Source organism: Nocardioides secundeburneus (genome assembly GCF_039939255.1).
GTDB lineage: Bacteria > Actinomycetota > Actinomycetes > Propionibacteriales > Nocardioidaceae > Nocardioides.
Window position 1 is genome coordinate 505,782 of the sequence record NZ_JBDUUE010000002.1, and the last position, 16,764, is coordinate 522,545.

A 16,764-nucleotide genomic window follows, 5' to 3' on the forward strand; every position below is an offset into this window, starting at 1 on the left:
CATCGGGCGGTGCGACCTCCGTTGTTCAGGTGTGGGCGGTGTCAGAGGATGAACGTACAGCCCGGGCCCTGAAGTTCCCGTCAGCCGACCTGGGCCTCGCCGCCGCTCAGCGAGAACTCGGCCGTGGCGGCGGGATAGGAGTCCTCGGCGGTGCGCAGGGTGACCGTGAGCTCCCACGTGCCGGGGAAGGCCAGTTGGGCGGCGGCCTCGTAGACGCCGGGCGCGACCGACTGCAGCGAGACCGGACCGAGGTCGTCGCGCACGTGCTTCAGCGTGGCCGTCGGCGGGTCGTAGCCCTCGGTGGGGTTGCCCTCCACGTCGCGGAGCTCGAGGGTGACGGTGCGTCGTCCGGTGGCCTGGCCGTCGAGGGTGGCGCGCGCGGTGATCGGCCCGAGCCGCAGGTCGCGGACGACGGCGCTCGAGGTGTCGAGGCCGCCCGAGACCGGTGCAGGTGGTTGCGACGTCCGGTCGACGAGCACGCCGGTGAGCATCAGGACGACGAGCAGCACGCCGGCCTCGGCGGTGATGGTGCGCACGACGAGCCCGGCGCCGCTGCGACGTTCCTTGCGCCTCTCGGCCTGCTGCAGGCCGGGCAGGAGGCGGTAGCGGTTGTAGGCCGCGATTGCGATCACCACCAGCGCGGCGGCGATCTTGACCAGGAGCAGGCGGCCGTAGGTGGTCTCGAACAAGGCCGCCCACGACCCGGCGATGCGCCAGGCGAGCAGCGTGCCGGTGACCGCGAGCACGGCCACGACGCCCGCGGCGACGGTGGAGAACCGGGTGAGCACCACGGCGCCCGTCGTGCCTTGGGCGGCCATGCGCGGGAGCGCGAGCGCGAGGGCGACCAGGCCTCCGAGCCAGGTGGCGCCGGCGAGGAGGTGGACCATGTCGGCGCCGACTGCCAGCGCCTCGGGCGTGGCGGCGCGGGTGTGGCCGGTCAGGGCGGGGGCGACGGTCGCCACCGCGGCCGCGACGACGGCGACGAGCCCGCGGCGGTGGGCGGGGGAGCCGTCGTCGACCAGCGCCACTGCACCGATCAGCCCGACGGCGACGGCGGCCGTGACGCCGTACTCGGTCGCGGTGAGCACCGACCACGTGGCGCCGTCGACGACGCCGCCGAGGCCGGTGCCGAGCTGGTAGGACGCCGTGACCGGCAGGCCGACGAGCCAGGCCACGGCGCCCGCGACGGCGCCTGCGCGCGCCGTCGTGACGATCTGGGCCCGCGCCCGGTCGGCGACCCGGTCGCGCGGCAGGAACAGCACGACGAAGGCCACGAGACCGGCGGCGAGCAGCAGCCCGACGTAGCCGACCCACCGCACGAGGCTGACCCACCACGGTGGGGTCGTGGGGCCGGACTCGGCCGACGGCGGGGTGACCACCGTGTCGCTCGGCTCGCCGACCGAGAAGCTCAGCGAGCCGGTGGCGGGGTGGCCGTCGCGCGAGAGCACCCGGTAGGTGATGACCACGGTGCCGTCGTCGAGCGCCTCGTCGAAGGTGAGCGTGAGCTCGGCACCGCCGACCGTCGTCGTGGCACCGCCGAGCTCGGCGCCCTCGGCGTCGTAGACGACGACGCCGCCGGGCACCTCCTGGACGTCCTCGCTGAAGCTGAAGACCACCGTCTCGGGGGACGACTCGAGCACCGTGCCCTCGCCGGGGTCGGTCGCGACGAGCGAGGCGTGCGCCTGTGCGGGCGAGGCCGCGACGAGGAGGAGCAGCGGGGTGAGGGCGGCGGTCAGGAGGGCCGCGAGCACGCGACGGACGGTGGCGTGACTCACGTCACCAGTCAATCGACGTCGCGAACCGATGTCAAGAATGTGAACTCAGATCGCGATCGCGTAGAGTGATTCATGTCACCGAACCCAGGTCGGTCCCGTGGACGGCCACTCCGGAAGGAACCAGATGCCGAACATCACCGTCGAGCTGCTCAAGGGTCGCACCGTCGAGCAGCGCCGCGACTTCGCCGCCGCCGTCGCCGACAGCGCCGTCGAGATCCTGGGCGCCCGCCGCCAGGACGTCCGCATGGTCTTCAGCGAGATCACCCCCGACATCGTCGCCAACGGCGGCGTCCTCGCCAGCGAGGACGACTCCCGCGCCGGCGTCGTCGCCGCCCTCGCCGACGGCTGACCCCGGGCGGCCCCGATCGGGCCGGCGGAGGCGGCCGAGAGGCACGCTCCGCCGGCCCGGCTGCTTTGTCGGGGGTGTTGGTCTGCGCGGTGGCGCCCCTCGTCCCGAACCGCACAATTGTGAACTTGCGTCGCACGATCGGCGGTCTCGGCGTCCACAACTGCACAATGGTGCAGTTGTAGACGGGGGCGGCCACGACGAGTTCCGAGGCCGAGCCGGGGGCCTGTGGATAACTTGTCGGCCTGTCGGCGGACTCGTTCACCCTCTTTCCATGGAGGCCGAGCACTCACCCAGCGTCGATCGGACGCAGCCGTTCACCCCCGCCATGCTGCGAGAGGCCGGCGAGGACCCGCGCATCCGCGGACCCCGGTTCCGCAACCTGGTCCGTGGCATCTGGGTCCAGGCCGACGCCGCCGACCGCACGAGCCTGGTCAAGGCAGCGATCCTCGCCCAGGCCGGGCCGGCCTACGCCAGCCACCTGACGGCCGCCGAGCTGCTCGGTCTGCCGGTTCCCAAGCCGCAGTTCGTGCACGTGACTGTGCGGCAGCAGGAGCAACGGCGGTACCGCCCGGAGATCAAGCCGCACGTGACCGATCGACGTCAGCGCCTGGTGAAGGTCCGCGGGATCGACTGCACGGACCCGATCGCCACCTTCATCGACTGCGCCGGGATGCTGAACCTCGTCGAGCAGGTCGTGCTGGGCGATGACCTCGTCAAGAGGTACGGCATCTCGCCGAGCCAGCTGGTCCGGGCCTGCAAGGCCAGCACGGACTACTACGCCGGGCTGGCCCTGCTCGCGGCCGGCTACGTCCGCGAGGGCGTCGACTCTCCGATGGAGAGTCGACTGCGGATGCTCATCGTGCTTGCCGGACTCCCGGAGCCGCAGGTCGGCTTCAAGCTCTGGAACGACGACGGGACCTGGCGCCGTCGGTTCGACCTGTACTACGAGTCCGTCCGTCTCATCGTTGAGTACGACGGTCTGTACCATCTGGAGCCGAGGCAGAAGGACAAGGACAACGTGCGCCGCGAGGAGCTCGACGACGAGGGCTACCGGATCCTCGTCGTCACGTCGGCGGGCATCTTCAAGAACCCGCTCGACACCCTGCAGCGGATCAGGCGGCAGCTGGTCGCCCGTGGGATGCAGGGCGTGCCCGAGATCGACGACCGCTGGCGAGAGCACTTCGACGGGTGAGCGTTGGTGCCCGCACTGCCCTGGTGATCCGCAACTCCACAATTGTGCGGTTCGGGACGCGTGCTGGCTCCGAATGCCGCCGCAACTCCACAATTGTGCGGTTCGGGACGCGTGCTGGCTCCGATCGCCGCCGCAACTCCACAATTGTGCGGTTCGGGACGCGTGCGGGCTCCGAACGCCGCCACAACTCCACAATTGTGCGGTTCGGGACGAACAGGACCGCGGACCACGAGCGGCCGCCCGGACACGGGACGCCGCCCCGCACGACGCACGACGGGCCCGGACCCGAGGGGATCACCCTCGATGGTCCGGGCCCGCGTGGTCGTCAGCGGTCCAGGTCAGCTGCTGGTCAGCGCTTGACCCTGATCGTCGTCGACCGGACGGCGGTGGTCAGCAGACCGCTGCCGCCGTAGGTGACCGATACCTTGACGGCGCCGACCTTCTTGGTGACCGACTTCGGCAGCGTGAACGACACGCGACCGTTCTTGAGCGCGGCCACGTAGGACTTGCCCTTCACCTTCACGGTGACGCGTCCGGCGACGGCCACGCCGGCCGGGGCCGAAACCGTGACCTTGACGACCGGGCGCTTGCCCTTATTCACCGTCTTCGGCGCCGTCACCGTGATCGACGACGTCGCCTTGGCGATCGCCAGGCGCGCACTGTCGGACGACGGCGCGAACTCGGCGGTGCCGACGTAGCGCACGGCGAGGGTGTACGACCCGGGCGTCAGGACCCGGGCGGGCAGCGTCACCGAGGCCCGGCCGGCAGTCAGCTTGCCGGTCGCGACGACGCGGGTGCCGGCGAGCACCTGCACGGGGCCGGAGGCTGCGGACGGGATGGCCCGCACCGTGACCGTCGTGGCCCGGCCGTAGACGACCTGGGCCGGCACGGAGGCGAGCAGCGCCGTCTCCGCCGGCTCGGCCGGACCGGGCGGGTCCTCGACCTCGACCACCGTGATCGTCACCGTCGCGGGCTCGGAGTCCGAGGTCCCGTCGTTGGCGCGGTAGGTGAAGGTGTCGGTGCCGAACCAGCCCTCGTCGGGCGTGTAGGCGAACGAGCCGTCGGCGCTGAGGATGACCTCGCCGTGCTCGGGCTGGGTGAGCCCGGTGGCGGTGAGGGCGTCGTCCTCGGCGTCGGTGTCGTTGGCCAGGACGCCGGGCGCGGCCACCTCGAGGACGGTGTCCTCGTCGGTGGAGTAGGCGTCGGCGACCGCGACCGGTGCCTCGTCGACCGGCTCGACCGGCGGACCTGCGTAGAGCTCCTCGACCGCCGACTCGCTCAGCTCGTAGGCGTACATCTGGAACTCGTCGACGAGGCCGTCGAAGCGCGGGTCGGGCCAGCTGGTGCCACCGATGAAGTTGGCGGTGGTGTTGCCACCCACGCCGACGTCGCCGATGCCGATGGTGAAGTTGTCGCGGGTCGCGACGAGCTCACCGTCGAAGTAGAGCCTGCCGGTCGTGCCGCGCATCGTGAACACGACGTGCGTCCACTGGTTGAGCGGCAGGTCGTTGCCGGCTCCCAGCGTCAGCCGCTCCTGCGTCGGGTTGCCCGGCGCCTTGAACGTCGCCGCGAAGCCGGACGGACCACCGTTGGGGCCGGCCTGCGTCGAGGACTGCAACAGGAAGAAGGTGTCCGTGCTGCTGCCGATCTGCAGGAGCGGCACCCAGTTGGGCAGCGCGTCGGGCCGGGCCCAGATCGAGACCGAGAACTCGTCGTCCATGCCGTTCTCGATGTTGTCGGGCAGGCGGACGTGGTTGTTCGTGGTCGACGCACCACCCGGCATCGAGAGCGACGAGCCGAACTTGCCCTCGGGCGTCCACCCGACGGAGCCGAGCAGGTCGGCGGTGCCGACCGACGGGTCGTTGCCGGCGTTGGCGGCCGTCGTCCCGCTGCCCTCGTCGAACGGGTAGCGGATCGGGACGCCCTCGCCCGGCGGCGGGCGCTCCACCGTGTGCTCCACCGTGGCGGTCGAGTCGCGCCAACCCGCGGCCGCGGCGAAGCGGACCTCGATGGTGTGGTCGCCCGGCGTCAGGGTGAGCGCGGGGAAGGTGACCGCACCGGCGGCGACCTCGACGGTCGAGCCGACGCTGTTGCCGTCGACCCACAGGGCCGCGGTGCCCGAGGCGTTGCCGAAGGTGTCGTCCTTGACCGTCGCGGAGACGGTCAGCGGCGCCTCGAACGGCGACGGCGACGCCGGGGTCACCGACACGGTCGTCGTCGTCCGCTTCGCGGTGCCGTCGGCGTACATGGCCGCGATGTCGGCCGGCGTCAGGCTCGAGGTGTAGATCCGGACGTCGTCCATGAGGCCGTCGTAGGCCGGGTCGGGGAACCCGTTGCGACCGAGCCAGTTGTTCGTGGTCGGTCCGACGTCGGTCATGGTGAGCGTCAGGTCGGTGCGCTGCGCGACCTGCTGACCGTTGAGGAACAGCGTGCCGGTCGAGCCGGTGCGGGTGAACGCGACGTGGTTCCACTGCCCGGCCGTGACGTCACGGGTCGGGTTGGTGGCGTAGATGCGCTCCTGCAGGTCGCTGTTCTTCTTCTTGAAGGTCGCGGCGAGGCCCGTGCTGCCGGCGGCCTGGGTCTGCATCTGGATCTGGAAGAAGCTGCCCGCCCCCTCGAGCCCGTCGCCGATGTGGAACATGCCGATCCAGTTGCCCTTGGTGTCGGGCTTGGCCCAGAACGACGTGGTGAAGTCGCTGGCGTTCTGCAGCAGGTTGTCGGGCAGGTCGACGGCGTTGGCGTTGGAGCCGCCCGGCATCGAGACCGCGCCACCGAAGACGCCGTCGGCCGAGAACGCCGACGTGCCGGTGAGCACGGCGTCGCCGACGCTCTGGTCGGTGCCCGAGTTCACGGCCCGGTTGCCGGTCGATTCTTCGAACTCGTAGTGCACGGGGACGTCGCTGGTGCCGGGGTCCTCGGCGAAGACGACCAGGTCGTCGAGCATGACGGCGCCGCCGGTGCCACTCAGGCTGAGCGTCTCGGAGCGCGCCGACGCGGTGAAGGTGTCGACGAACGTCAGGTACGGCGTGGGTTGGCCGCCGCTCGCCGAGGGGTTCGTCGTGGTCACCACGACCTCGCGGTCGAGGTCGCCCACGGTGATCGACATGCTGCCGGGTGCGGTGCCCGTCGTCCGACTGTCACGCGCGTACTTGAAGGCCACGCGGTAGTCGCGACCCGGGTCGAGCCCGGTGAGCTCACGCTCCATGCTGCCGGCGGCGCCGAGGCCGAGCTGGTAGCCGGTGTAGCCGAGACCGCCCTGGCCCGGCTGGGTGCCGCGGACGAGCTGGACCTGGCTGTCGACGGTCCACGGCGACATGCGGCCGCTGCCGGGCGCGACGTCGATGACGCCGGGGGCCTGGTTGGAGCGCCACTCGGTGGGGATGCGCGGGTACTCGAACTGGTCGACGACCTTCGGCGTGCGGACGTCGAGCTTCACCGTCGGGTCGAACTCGACGATCTTGCCCTCGGACGGCGTGCCGTCGGCGTTCCACACGAACAGCATGTACGCGCCCGGGGGAGCGTAGGTCGCGTCCTGCGGGGCGTCGATGGTGAGGTTGCCGCCCGACTGCGTGAACGACAGCTCCTGGAAGTTCTGGTCGTTGTTGAAGCCGTGGGTGACCGAGCCGTTGCGCAGCAGGGTGACCCGCGAGACGGTCCCGGACGCCGCCACCTGGAAGGTGCCGTCGTAGCCGAGCTTCTTCGGGGCCTGCGAGATCGTCGGGCGGGGCGCGGCAGCGCTGCCGTCGAACAGGTACGAGGGCGAGTAGTACTCGACGTCGGTGTAGTTGCGCGGACCCGGGGCGCCACCGCCGCCGACCATGACCCGGCCGTCGGGCAGGAGCAGGGCGGAGGAGTGGTAGAGCCGGGCGTGCGCGGCCGGGGTCTTGATCTCGCGCCACTGTCCGGTGGTCGGGTTCCAGATCTCGGCGTTGGTGACGTAGCCGCCGTTGCCGTTGTTCTCCCGGCTGCCGCCGGTGACGAGCACCTCGCCGTTGGGCAGCACGGTCGCGGTCGGCCAGTGACGCTGGTACTTCATCGGCGCGGTGGCGGTGACGACCGGGTTGGCGGTGCCGCCGGTGATGTCGACCGTGAAGCCGGCACGGGCGCCGGCGGGGCCGCCGCCGTTGGCCCACCAGCCACCGCCGACCTGCAGGATCTTGCCGGGGGCGTACATGACGGCGGTCGACGTGGCGCCGACCGGGTTGCCGTCGGCGCCCTGGTTGGCGATGTTCGCCGGCAGGTTGGGCAGCATCGTGGTCGAGCCGAGGCCGCCGTTGGCGTAGGGGTCGACCTCGAACGTCGCAGTGCCGCTGATGTTGTAGACCTTGCCGCTGCCGGGTGCGACAAACGCGCGGGGGTACCACCAGCGGTTCTCGTCGGCGCCGGCGTGGTCGCTGCCGCCGTCGCCCCAGGCCGCGGTGCTGCGGGCGCCGGTGAGCAGCTTCCAGCCACTGCCGGTGTCGCCGGTGCGCAGCTCGGGCGTCACGACGCCCGGTCCGCCCGGCCCGCCGCGCAGGCTGCCGCCCTGGACGAGGATGTCGCCGTTGGGCATGGTCGTGCCGGTCGGGTACCAGCGGGCGTAGTTCATCGGTGCCTCGTTCTGCAGGCCCCGGCCCTTGGTGTAGCTGGTCACGCCGATCGCGGCGTCGTTCGGCGCGTTGCCGCCCATGCCGTCGTCACCACCGACGGTGAGGGTCGCGCGCTGGTGCGGGTCCTGCACCTGCATGGCGCAGAACAGGTCGGTGTAGGTGGTGTTCTGGTTGAGGCCGTCGTTGACGTTGGCCAGGGTGCGCGGCACGGCGGGGTCCCACACGTCGTACTCCATCTGGCCACCCTGGTAGACGCAGTCGTTGCCGCCGAAGTCGTAGGGCGAGTTGTCGACGCAGCCGCTGGAGACCGAGCCAAAGCTCTGCACGGTGCCGTCGGCGGTGAGGGAGGCGTTGATGGGCATGAGCGGCCACGGGGTGACCGGGCTCCAGGAGCCGGCGGTGTCCTTGGACGGCGGCGAGCAGTCGGCGGCCAGGAGGCCGGACGAGTACGCGATGCCGTTCTTGATCATCTGGCGCATGGTGGGCTCGGAGTAGGCCGACCCCTCGTGTCCCATGCCGGTGTACCAGGAACGGCCGGAGTCGATGGTCTGGCACCACGTGATCGGGTGCTGCGTGCCCGCCTGGCCGCCACCGTAGGAGGCCTCGTCGGCCTCGAGAAGCGTGCGCACGTTGGGCGCGGGGTTGACGGTCCAGTCGTACCACTCGTCGCTGCGCGTGAAGTCGGCCGGCAGGCCCTGCGTCAGCGGGTGGGTGGGGTCGGTGTTGACCACGCGACCCGGCCGGACGGCGGGGTTCTCGGGGTGGCCCTCGGAGAGGGCACCGACGAGGCGGTAGTAGAACGGGTTGACGTCGTGCTCGCTCACGGTGCCGGCCGACCAGCCCGCGTAGTGCAGGCCGACGTAGCCGCCGCCGCCGCGGATGTAGGACTCCAGCGCGGTGCGCTGGTCGGCGTTGAACAGCACGCCGCCGGTCTGGGCGAAGACCAGGACGTCCTTGGTGGACAGGTTGGCGGTGTTGAACACCGCCGGGTCCTGCGTCTCCTGGACCTCGAGGGTCTCGCCGTACTGGGTGGCCAGGTCCTGGGCCAGCTCCTTGACGGCGGTGCGCGCCTGCACGTGCGAGGCGTGGAAGTTGTCCTTGTAGAAGAGCAGGACGCTCAGCGTGCCGTCGTCGGGCGCGGCGGCCGTGACGGGTGCCGCAGCGGCAGGCGTGGCGGTGACGGTGCCCAGCGCGGGCAGCGCGACGGCCAGGCCCACCGTGAGGGCGACGGCGCGGCGTGAGAGGTCGGCGCCGTGGCGTCTCGTGCGGTGTCGCAAGCGGGTTCGGACAGATCTGCGAAGCAGGTTCATCTGGATCCTCGGTCTCGGCTGAGTGAGCACGAGGGACGGGTTCCAGAGCCCCCGAGCCTCGTGTGACGCACGACACTAGGGAGCCGATCGATCCAAGGTCAAGAACTCATGACGTATTTGTGAACCAAAACCTCTTATGGTTCACGGATGTGAAACTCTGTGCATCATGCTGTGGCTCGGGACGCCGCCGCCGAGCCGAGCCGCGACGCTGAGCAGCGTCTCGATGATGAAGTCCTCGCGCCCGTCGACGAGTCGGCTGATGGGCACGGCGACGCTGAGGGCGTCGACCTTGGCCGCGGTGAAGGGCAGGGCGACGCCGAAGCAGCGCACGCCGACGCACGACTCCTCGCTCTCGACGGCGTAGCCCTGCACCGAGGCCTGCTCGATGATCTCGAGCACCGCCTGCTTGTCGGTGGTGGTGTAGGGGGTCATGGCGTTGATCTGCTCGGGCACCAGCGCGGCCCGGCCCTCCGCCGGGTGCTGGGCGAGGATGGCGCGGCCGAGCGAGGTGGCGTAGGCCGGCAGGCGGCGTCCGACCGCCGAGTGCATGCGCAGCGGATGCACCGACTCGCGCTTGGCGGTGTAGATGACGCTGGCGCCGTCGAGCCGGCCGAGGTGCACGGTCTCCTCGGTGGCGGTGGCGACCTCGTCCATCACCGTGCGGGCCCGGGCGAGCACGGGGTCGCCGTCGACGAAGGACGAGGCGACCGTGAGCGAGTGGATGCCGAGCTGGTAGACGGTGCCGGTGGGGTCGGTGGCCAGCCAGCCCTTGTCGCACATCGTGCGCAGCAACGCGTGCAGGCTGCTCTTGGGGATGCTCAGGCGCTGCGAGAGCTGCAGCTGCGTGCCGGGCCCCCGGGCGGCGATCTCGTCGAGGAGGTCGAGGGCGCGGGCGGCCGACTTCACCGGTCCTGCTGCGGTCTTCTGGTCAGTCCCGTCGCTCATCGCGGGTCCCTTCGTGGGTAGCGGCGCTGGAGGGGTCGCGCCTCGGACTCGAACCCTACCGCCTATTCACATACATAAACCAGTTTCGCTACCTTGACCCGTGACTGAGGTCACGTGTACGGTCCCGATTCACATAGGGGAACGTAGTTCACGATCCCGATAGCAGCCAGTGTTCTAGGAGCCAGCGTGATCCAGGTCCGGTATTCCACCTCACCCGCGAGCGTGGAGTCAGCGTCTGCCGCCGACCTGCGCGACAACTTCCTCGTCGAGGACGTCTTCGTCGACGACGAGGTCCGCGCCGTCTACACCCACGACGACCGCCTGGTCGTCGGCGGCGCCGTCCCCGCCACGGGAGAGCTCGAGCTGCCCGCCTGGACCGAGGTCCTCGGCACCGACTCGCACCTCGAGCGCCGCGAGCTCGGGATCATCAACGTCGGTGGCAACGGCCACGTCGTCGTCGACGACGAGAAGTTCGAGCTCGACCACCTCGACGGTCTCTACGTCGGCCGGGGCAGCAACGTCGTCTTCGCCGGCCCCGACGCCGCGTTCTACTTCGTCTCCGCCGCGGCCCACGCGACCTACCCCACGACGGCGCTCAAGCACCAGGAGGTCGAGCCGCTGGCCCTCGGCGGCCCCGCGTCGGCCAACGAGCGCAGCCTCTTCCGCTACGTGTGGGGCCAGGACGTCGAGACCGCCGCGCTCCAGTTCGGCGTCACCGTCCTCGCCGAGGGCTCGGTGTGGAACACCTTCCCGCCGCACCTGCACGACCGACGCACCGAGATCTACTGCTACGTCGACCTCGCCGACGACGACCGCGTGTTCCACTTCATGGGTCAGCCCGGCGAGACCCGCCACCTGGTCATGAAGAACCGCCAGGCGGTCATCTCGCCGCCGTGGTCGATCCACTCCGGCGCCGGTACCGGCAACTACGCCTTCATCTGGGCGATGACCGGAGAGAACAACTGCTACACCGACCTGGCCGCCGTCGCCATCGAGGACCTGTGACCATGACCAGCGCCAGCACCCCCTTCGACCTCACCGGCCGCACCGCCGTCGTCACCGGCGCCGGGCGCGGCCTCGGCCAGGGCATCGCCCTCGGTCTCGCGGCCGCGGGCGCCGACCTCGTGCTGGTCGGCCTGCCGGGCAGCCAGGACGACGCCGCCAAGGCCATCGTCGACCTCGGCCGCTCGGCCACCGTCGTCGACCTCGACATGAGCGACCACGACGCCGTGCGCCGCGTCGGCGCCGAGATCGCGGCCGAGCACGAGGTCGACGTCCTCGTCAGCAACGCCGGCATCATCGAGCGCTACGACACCGTCGAGCTCGCCCCCGAGTCGTGGGACCGCGTCGTCGACATCAACCTGTCCGGGCTGTTCTTCCTCACCCAGGCCGTCGGCGTGCCGATGGTCGAGCGCGGCCGCGGCAAGATCATCAGCATCGCGAGCCTGCTCGCCTTCCAGGGCGGCATCCGCGTCATCTCCTACGCCGCGAGCAAGCACGGCGTCGCCGGCATCACCAAGGCCCTCGCCAACGAGTGGGGCGGCTCGGGCGTGCAGGTCAACGCCATCGCCCCCGGCTACATGGCCACCGACAACACCACCGCGCTGCGCGAGGACCCCGAGCGCGCCCAGGCGATCCTCGACCGGATCCCGGCCGGGCGCTGGGGCACCCCCGAGGACGTCGCCGGCGCGGCGGTCTTCCTCGCCTCCCCGGCCGCCGACTACGTCAACGGGCACGTGCTCGTCGTCGACGGCGGCTGGATGGCCCGCTAGCTCCACCTCGAACCACCCCGCTCCACCCGCATCACAACCCTTTCTCGGGTTTCCCACCCCGCCGAACGGCACCAACGAGAACGAGGATCGACGATGACCCTGAAGTCACGACCCACTGTCGCCCTGGCCACCCTGGCCCTGGCCGCCATGGCTCTGGCGGGATGTACCGAGGAGGCCGCCGGTGGCGGTGACGGCAACGGCGGCGGTGGCGGTGGCGGCGACAACGCCGCGGCCTGCGCGCCCGAGGACGTCAAGCTCGTCGGCCAGGTCCGCAACGAGTCCAACCCCTACGAGGCCTCGTGGCTCGACGGCGGCGACGCGTTCGCCGAGTCGGTCGGCCTCGAGCAGGAGCGCCTGACCTACGACGGCGACTCCACCCGTCAGCAGGAGCAGATCAGCCAGCTGCTCGCCGGCGACACCAACTGCCTCGTCATGAACGTGCTGCCCAACGGCGACGCCGACACCGACCCGATCGTCACCGGCGTCGAGGGCACCGACGCGCTCGTCGTCACCCAGTGGAACAAGCCGGCCGACCTGAACGTCGCCGACTACGAGCACTGGATCACCCACCTGACCTACAACGGCCAGGAGTCCGGCAAGCAGATCGGCGACGCGCTCGCCGAGGCCATCGGCGGCGAGGGCGGCATCATCGCCCTCCAGGGTGCGCTCGACGCCGCCGCCGCCCAGGACCGCTTCGCCGGCCTGGAGGCCTCGCTCGAGGAGAACCCGGGCGTCACGCTGCTCGACGACCAGACCGCCAACTTCTCGCGCGCCGAGGCGCTCGAGGTGACCCGCACGCTGCTGAACAAGCACGGCGACAAGGTCAAGGGCATCTGGACCGCCAACGACGACATGGCCCTCGGCGCGCTCGAGGCCCTGCAGCAGGCCGGCCGCGACGACGTCGCCGTCGTCGGCATCGACGCCGTCCCCGACGCGCTCACCGCCATCCAGAACGGCACCATGACCGCCACCGTCTCCAGCGACGGCCCGTGGCAGGGCGGCATCGGCCTGGCCATCGGCTACTGCGTGGCCACCGGCGAGCTCGCCGTCGACGACATCCCCGAGGAGGACCGTGCCTGGTACGCCGAGCAGTTCCTCATCGACGCCGACAACGTCGCCGAGTTCCGGAGCCCCGAGGTCACCCCGGCCGACTTCGAGTGCGACAACGTCTTCTCCCGATCGCAGGGCGCCATCTCGTGACCATGACATCCCCCGCCGAGAGCACCGGGGCCGCTGAGGCCTCCGAGGTCCTGGCGCCACGCCCCCAGCCTCGGCGGGGGGTGTCCCTGCGGGACGCGGGCCCGCCGATCGCGCTCGTCGTCATCTTCGGCTTCTTCGCCGCCATCAGCTCCGAGTTCCGCACCTTCGGCAACGTCCAGGGCATGCTCGACCAGGCGGCCGTGCTGGCCGTCGTCACCTGCGGCATCACCTTCGTGCTCATGATGGGCTCGATCGACCTGTCGGCGCCCGGCATCATGGGTGCCTCCTCGATCGCGGTCGCGCTGCTCGTCGTCAACAACCGCAACGACAACGACCTCGGCCTCATCGGCATCCTGATCGCGGTCGCGCTGGCGGCCGGGCTCGGCTGCCTCAGCGGCCTGGCGCTCGTGCTGCTCAAGGTGCCGTCGTTCATGACCACGCTCGGCGTCTCCGCCGTCGGGCTCGGCGTCGCCACGCTGCTGTTCAACCGCGTCCAGCCCAACATCCCCGACTCGGCGCTCAAGTCGCTCGCCAGCGACCGCCTGCTCGGGTTCTCCCACCTCACCTGGATCGCCATCGCCTGCGTGTTCGTCGGCTACCTGATCCAGCGCTACTCCCGCCTCGGCCGCTACGCGTTCGCCATCGGCGGCGCGGAGGAGGTGCTGTCCCTGTCGGGGGTGAAGGTCGCCCCCTACAAGGTCGCCGTGTTCACGCTCGCCGGTGCCTTCTACGGCCTCGGGGGAGTGATGGTGACCAGCCAGCTCGGCGCCGGCCTCGTGCAGGCCGGCGACGGCTACGACTTCTCCGCCATCACCGCCGCCGTCGTCGGCGGCACCCTGCTGACCGGCGGCCGTGGCGGCGTCCTCCACTCCGCGGTCGGCGTCCTGCTGATCACGGTCCTGACCACCGGCCTCGTGCAGGTCGGCGTCGACCCGCTCTGGCAGGGCGGCGTGCAGGGCCTCATCGTCGTCGCCGCGGTCGCCGCCGCGGTCGTCCCGCTCCGCCGACGCAACCAGGTGACCAAGTGAGCATCGACTTCCAGTCCGAGACCGAGCCGGCGTCGACGGCGGCAGTGCCCGCCCTCGAGGTCCGCGGCCTCGTCAAGCACTACCCGGGCGTCAAGGCCCTCGACGGCGTCGACCTCGTCGTCCACCCGCACGAGGTGCTCGGCCTCGCGGGCGAGAACGGCGCCGGCAAGTCGACGCTGCTCAAGGCGCTCGTCGGCCTGGTCAAGCCCGACGCCGGCGACATCTACGTGCGCGGCGAGAAGGTCAGGCTGCGCAGCGTGGTCGACGCCGCCACCCACGGCATCGGGATGGTGTTCCAGGAGCAGTCGCTGGTGCCCAACCTGACCGCCGCGGAGAACATCGTGCTCGGCTCGGAGGGGCGCGGCGTGCGGGGCGGCGTCTACCGCTGGGCGACCATGCGCAAGCTCGCCCAGGAGCAGCTGGACAAGATCGGGTCGCACATCGACCCGCTCGCCCGCACCGACACGCTCTCGTTCGCCGACCGGCAGATGGTCGAGATCGCCAAGGTGCTGCGCATCGAGCAGCGCAGCCAGCACCCGCCGGTGATCATCCTCGACGAGCCCACCTCGGTGCTGGAGTCGAAGGAGATCGAGACCCTCTTCACCCAGGTGCGCCGGCTGCGCGAGTTCGCCTCCGTCGTCTTCGTCTCGCACCGTCTCGACGAGGTGCTCGACGTCTGCGACCGCGTGAGCGTGCTGCGCGGCGGCCAGTCGGTCGGCGAGGTCGCCACCGCCGACGCCGAGCCGTCCGACCTGCACCGCATGATGATCGGCTCCACCGGATCCGACGACCACTACCACGACGGAGCGACCGCCGACCGCGCCCAGCAGCGCCCGATGCTCGAGGTGCGGGGGCTGTCGGGCAAGACGTTCAAGGACGTCGACCTCGACGTCCGGGCGGGCGAGATCGTCGGCATCGTCGGCGTGCACGGCTCCGGCCGTGAAGACGTCTGCCGTGCGCTCTTCGGCGCCGAGCCGACGACGTCGGGCACCGTCGTGCTCGACGGCGACAAGCTCACGCTCTCGGGCACCCGGGCCGCGTGCGCGGCCGGCATCGGCTACGTGCCGGCCGAGCGCAAGGTCGAGGGCATGGTCGGGCCGATGTCGGTGGCCGACAACATGACCTTCGCCAAGCAGTCGTCGCGCTGCAACGGCCCGGTCGTCGCGCCGAAGAAGCAGGCGACACTGGTCGACGGCTGGATCGAACGGCTCTCCATCCGCACGCCGCACCGGGGGACCGCCATCCAGCGGCTCTCGGGCGGCAACCAGCAGAAGGTCGTGCTCGCGCGCTGGCTCGTCTCCGGCGACGTCAAGCTGCTGCTGCTCGACCACCCCACCCGCGGCCTCGACATCGGCGCCCGCTCGGAGGTCTACCGCCTCATGCGCGAGCTGGCGAGCAACGGCGTCGCCACGGTGCTCCTCGCCGACAGCCTCGAGGAGGCCATCGGCATGTCCGACCGGATCATCGTGATGAACGACGGTCGCGCCACCAAGCACGTCGACTGCCCCTCCGGGGCCAAGCCGACCCCGCTCGACCTCGTCAAGGAGATGGTCTAACCGTGAGCACCCCGGTCATCACGAAGCCGGTGCCGGACGCCGTCGCCAAGCAGGGCCCCACCGTGGCCCAACGCGTCACGTCGTTCATGCCGGTGATCGCGCTCGTCTCGCTCGTCGTCGCGCTGTCGGTCGCCGACCCGAGCTTCCTCACGCAGAGCCAGCTGACCGCGGCGGTGAAGACGTCGGCGCCGCTGGTCGTGCTGGCCGCCGGGGCCACGCTCGTCGTCCTGTGCGGCGGCATCGACCTGTCGATCGCGGCGATGTGCTCGTTGTCGACGGTCTTCTTCGCCCTCTGGCTGCCCGACCTCGGCGGCCTGACGACGCTGGCCGTCGTCGCGGCCGCGGCGGCGCTCGGCGCCGTCCAGGGCCTGGCGCACGTGCTGCTCCGCATCCCGTCGTTCATCGTCACCCTCGGCGGCATGAGCATCTTCGGCGCCGTCGCGCTCGTCATCTCCGACGCCGGGCCGATCCGCATCGTCTCCGACGACCGCGGCACGACGGCGTGGCTCAACACCTTCGTCGGTGGCTACGTGCCGATGTCGTTCTTCGTCGCGCTGCTCGTGGTCGCCGTCATCTCGCTCGTGCTCAAGTTCACGCCACTGCAGAGCTGGATCACCGCGACCGGCTTCTCCGAGTCGGCCGCCCGCCTGGCGGGCGCACCGGTCGACTACGTCAAGGTCATGGCGTTCACCATCTCCGGCGCCTGCGCCGGCCTGGCCGCCGTCATGCTCGTCTCGCGCAACTTCAGCGGCAGCCCGACGTCGGCCGACAACCTGCTGCTGCCAGCGGTCGCGGCCATCGTCGTCGGCGGCACGGCGATCACCGGTGGTCACGGCAGCCTGTGGCGCAGCCTGTGCGGCGCGCTCGTGATCACGCTGCTGCGCGTCGGCCTGCCGATCGTCGGCGTCCCGTCGGCCTGGGAGCAGATCCTCTACGGCGCGATCATCGTGACCGCCGTCGCCCTCACGCTCGACCGCTCGAAGGTGCTGATCATCAAGTAGCCCGCTCCGCCCCTTCCTTCTCTCCACAGTTCGATCAGACAGTCAGT

11 protein-coding genes are annotated in these 16,764 nt (G+C 70.9%); 8 read left to right on the top strand and 3 right to left on the bottom strand.

Going from position 1 to position 16,764, the window contains the following annotated elements; genetic code table 11:
• Window positions 1-80 precede the first annotated feature (80 nt).
• The gene (locus ABFT23_RS07500) at window positions 81-1,775 is read right to left on the bottom strand and encodes a copper resistance CopC/CopD family protein (RefSeq protein ID WP_347893811.1); all 1,695 of its coding nucleotides are present in this window, start codon (window positions 1,773-1,775) and stop codon (window positions 81-83) included.
• Between the two features lie 124 nt (window positions 1,776-1,899).
• Between ABFT23_RS07500 and ABFT23_RS07505 the strand changes: the two genes are divergently transcribed.
• Both ABFT23_RS07505 and ABFT23_RS07510 read left to right on the top strand, forming a co-directional pair.
• Entirely contained in the window at window positions 1,900-2,124 is a 225-nt protein-coding gene (locus tag ABFT23_RS07505; protein WP_347893813.1) for a tautomerase family protein, read from the top strand.
• Between the two features lie 271 nt (window positions 2,125-2,395).
• Window positions 2,396-3,316, top strand: coding sequence for a DUF559 domain-containing protein (locus ABFT23_RS07510; RefSeq protein ID WP_347893815.1), 921 nt, complete (start codon window positions 2,396-2,398; stop codon window positions 3,314-3,316).
• Between the two features lie 349 nt (window positions 3,317-3,665).
• On the opposite strand, the gene ABFT23_RS07515 is transcribed toward ABFT23_RS07510, so the two are convergent.
• Entirely contained in the window at window positions 3,666-9,182 is a 5,517-nt protein-coding gene (locus tag ABFT23_RS07515; protein ID WP_347893817.1) for a LamG-like jellyroll fold domain-containing protein, read from the bottom strand.
• Window positions 9,183-9,356: 174 nt separating this feature from the next.
• On the bottom strand, window positions 9,357-10,160 hold the full coding sequence (locus ABFT23_RS07520; protein WP_347893818.1) for an IclR family transcriptional regulator: 804 nt from the start codon (window positions 10,158-10,160) through the stop codon (window positions 9,357-9,359).
• Between the two features lie 222 nt (window positions 10,161-10,382).
• Here ABFT23_RS07520 and kduI point away from each other — a divergent pair, with 222 nt between their 5' ends.
• The 6 genes from kduI (at window position 10,383) to ABFT23_RS07550 (ending at window position 16,717) form a co-directional block, all read left to right on the top strand.
• Window positions 10,383-11,165, top strand: a complete 783-nt coding sequence (gene kduI / locus ABFT23_RS07525) for a 5-dehydro-4-deoxy-D-glucuronate isomerase (protein ID WP_457623106.1) — start codon at window positions 10,383-10,385, stop codon at window positions 11,163-11,165.
• A gap of 2 nt (window positions 11,166-11,167) precedes the next feature.
• Window positions 11,168-11,932, top strand: coding sequence for an SDR family oxidoreductase (locus ABFT23_RS07530; RefSeq protein WP_347893822.1), 765 nt, complete (start codon window positions 11,168-11,170; stop codon window positions 11,930-11,932).
• A gap of 93 nt (window positions 11,933-12,025) precedes the next feature.
• Window positions 12,026-13,132: a sugar ABC transporter substrate-binding protein gene (locus tag ABFT23_RS07535; RefSeq protein WP_347893824.1), complete on the top strand. Its 1,107-nt coding sequence runs from the start codon at window positions 12,026-12,028 to the stop codon at window positions 13,130-13,132.
• 80 nt (window positions 13,133-13,212) lie between these two features.
• Complete coding sequence (locus ABFT23_RS07540) at window positions 13,213-14,160, top strand: ABC transporter permease (protein ID WP_347893826.1); 948 nt, start codon at window positions 13,213-13,215, stop codon at window positions 14,158-14,160.
• A complete protein-coding gene (locus ABFT23_RS07545) occupies window positions 14,157-15,716 on the top strand; it encodes a sugar ABC transporter ATP-binding protein (RefSeq protein WP_347893829.1) in 1,560 nt (519 codons plus the stop codon). Before ABFT23_RS07540 ends, ABFT23_RS07545 begins: the two co-directional genes overlap by 4 nt.
• Window positions 15,717-15,718: 2 nt before the next feature.
• The gene (locus ABFT23_RS07550; RefSeq protein WP_347893830.1) at window positions 15,719-16,717 is read left to right on the top strand and encodes an ABC transporter permease; all 999 of its coding nucleotides are present in this window, start codon (window positions 15,719-15,721) and stop codon (window positions 16,715-16,717) included.
• Window positions 16,718-16,764: the final 47 nt, after the last annotated feature.

Coding starts and splice junctions, on each gene's coding strand:
- ABFT23_RS07535 (WP_347893824.1), top strand. CDS start 12,026: ATGACCCTGAAGTCACGACCCACTGTCGCCCTGGCCACCCTGGCCCTG.
- ABFT23_RS07530 (WP_347893822.1), top strand. CDS start 11,168: ATGACCAGCGCCAGCACCCCCTTCGACCTCACCGGCCGCACCGCCGTC.
- ABFT23_RS07505 (WP_347893813.1), top strand. CDS start 1,900: ATGCCGAACATCACCGTCGAGCTGCTCAAGGGTCGCACCGTCGAGCAG.
- ABFT23_RS07520 (WP_347893818.1), bottom strand. CDS start 10,160: ATGAGCGACGGGACTGACCAGAAGACCGCAGCAGGACCGGTGAAGTCG.
- ABFT23_RS07510 (WP_347893815.1), top strand. CDS start 2,396: ATGGAGGCCGAGCACTCACCCAGCGTCGATCGGACGCAGCCGTTCACC.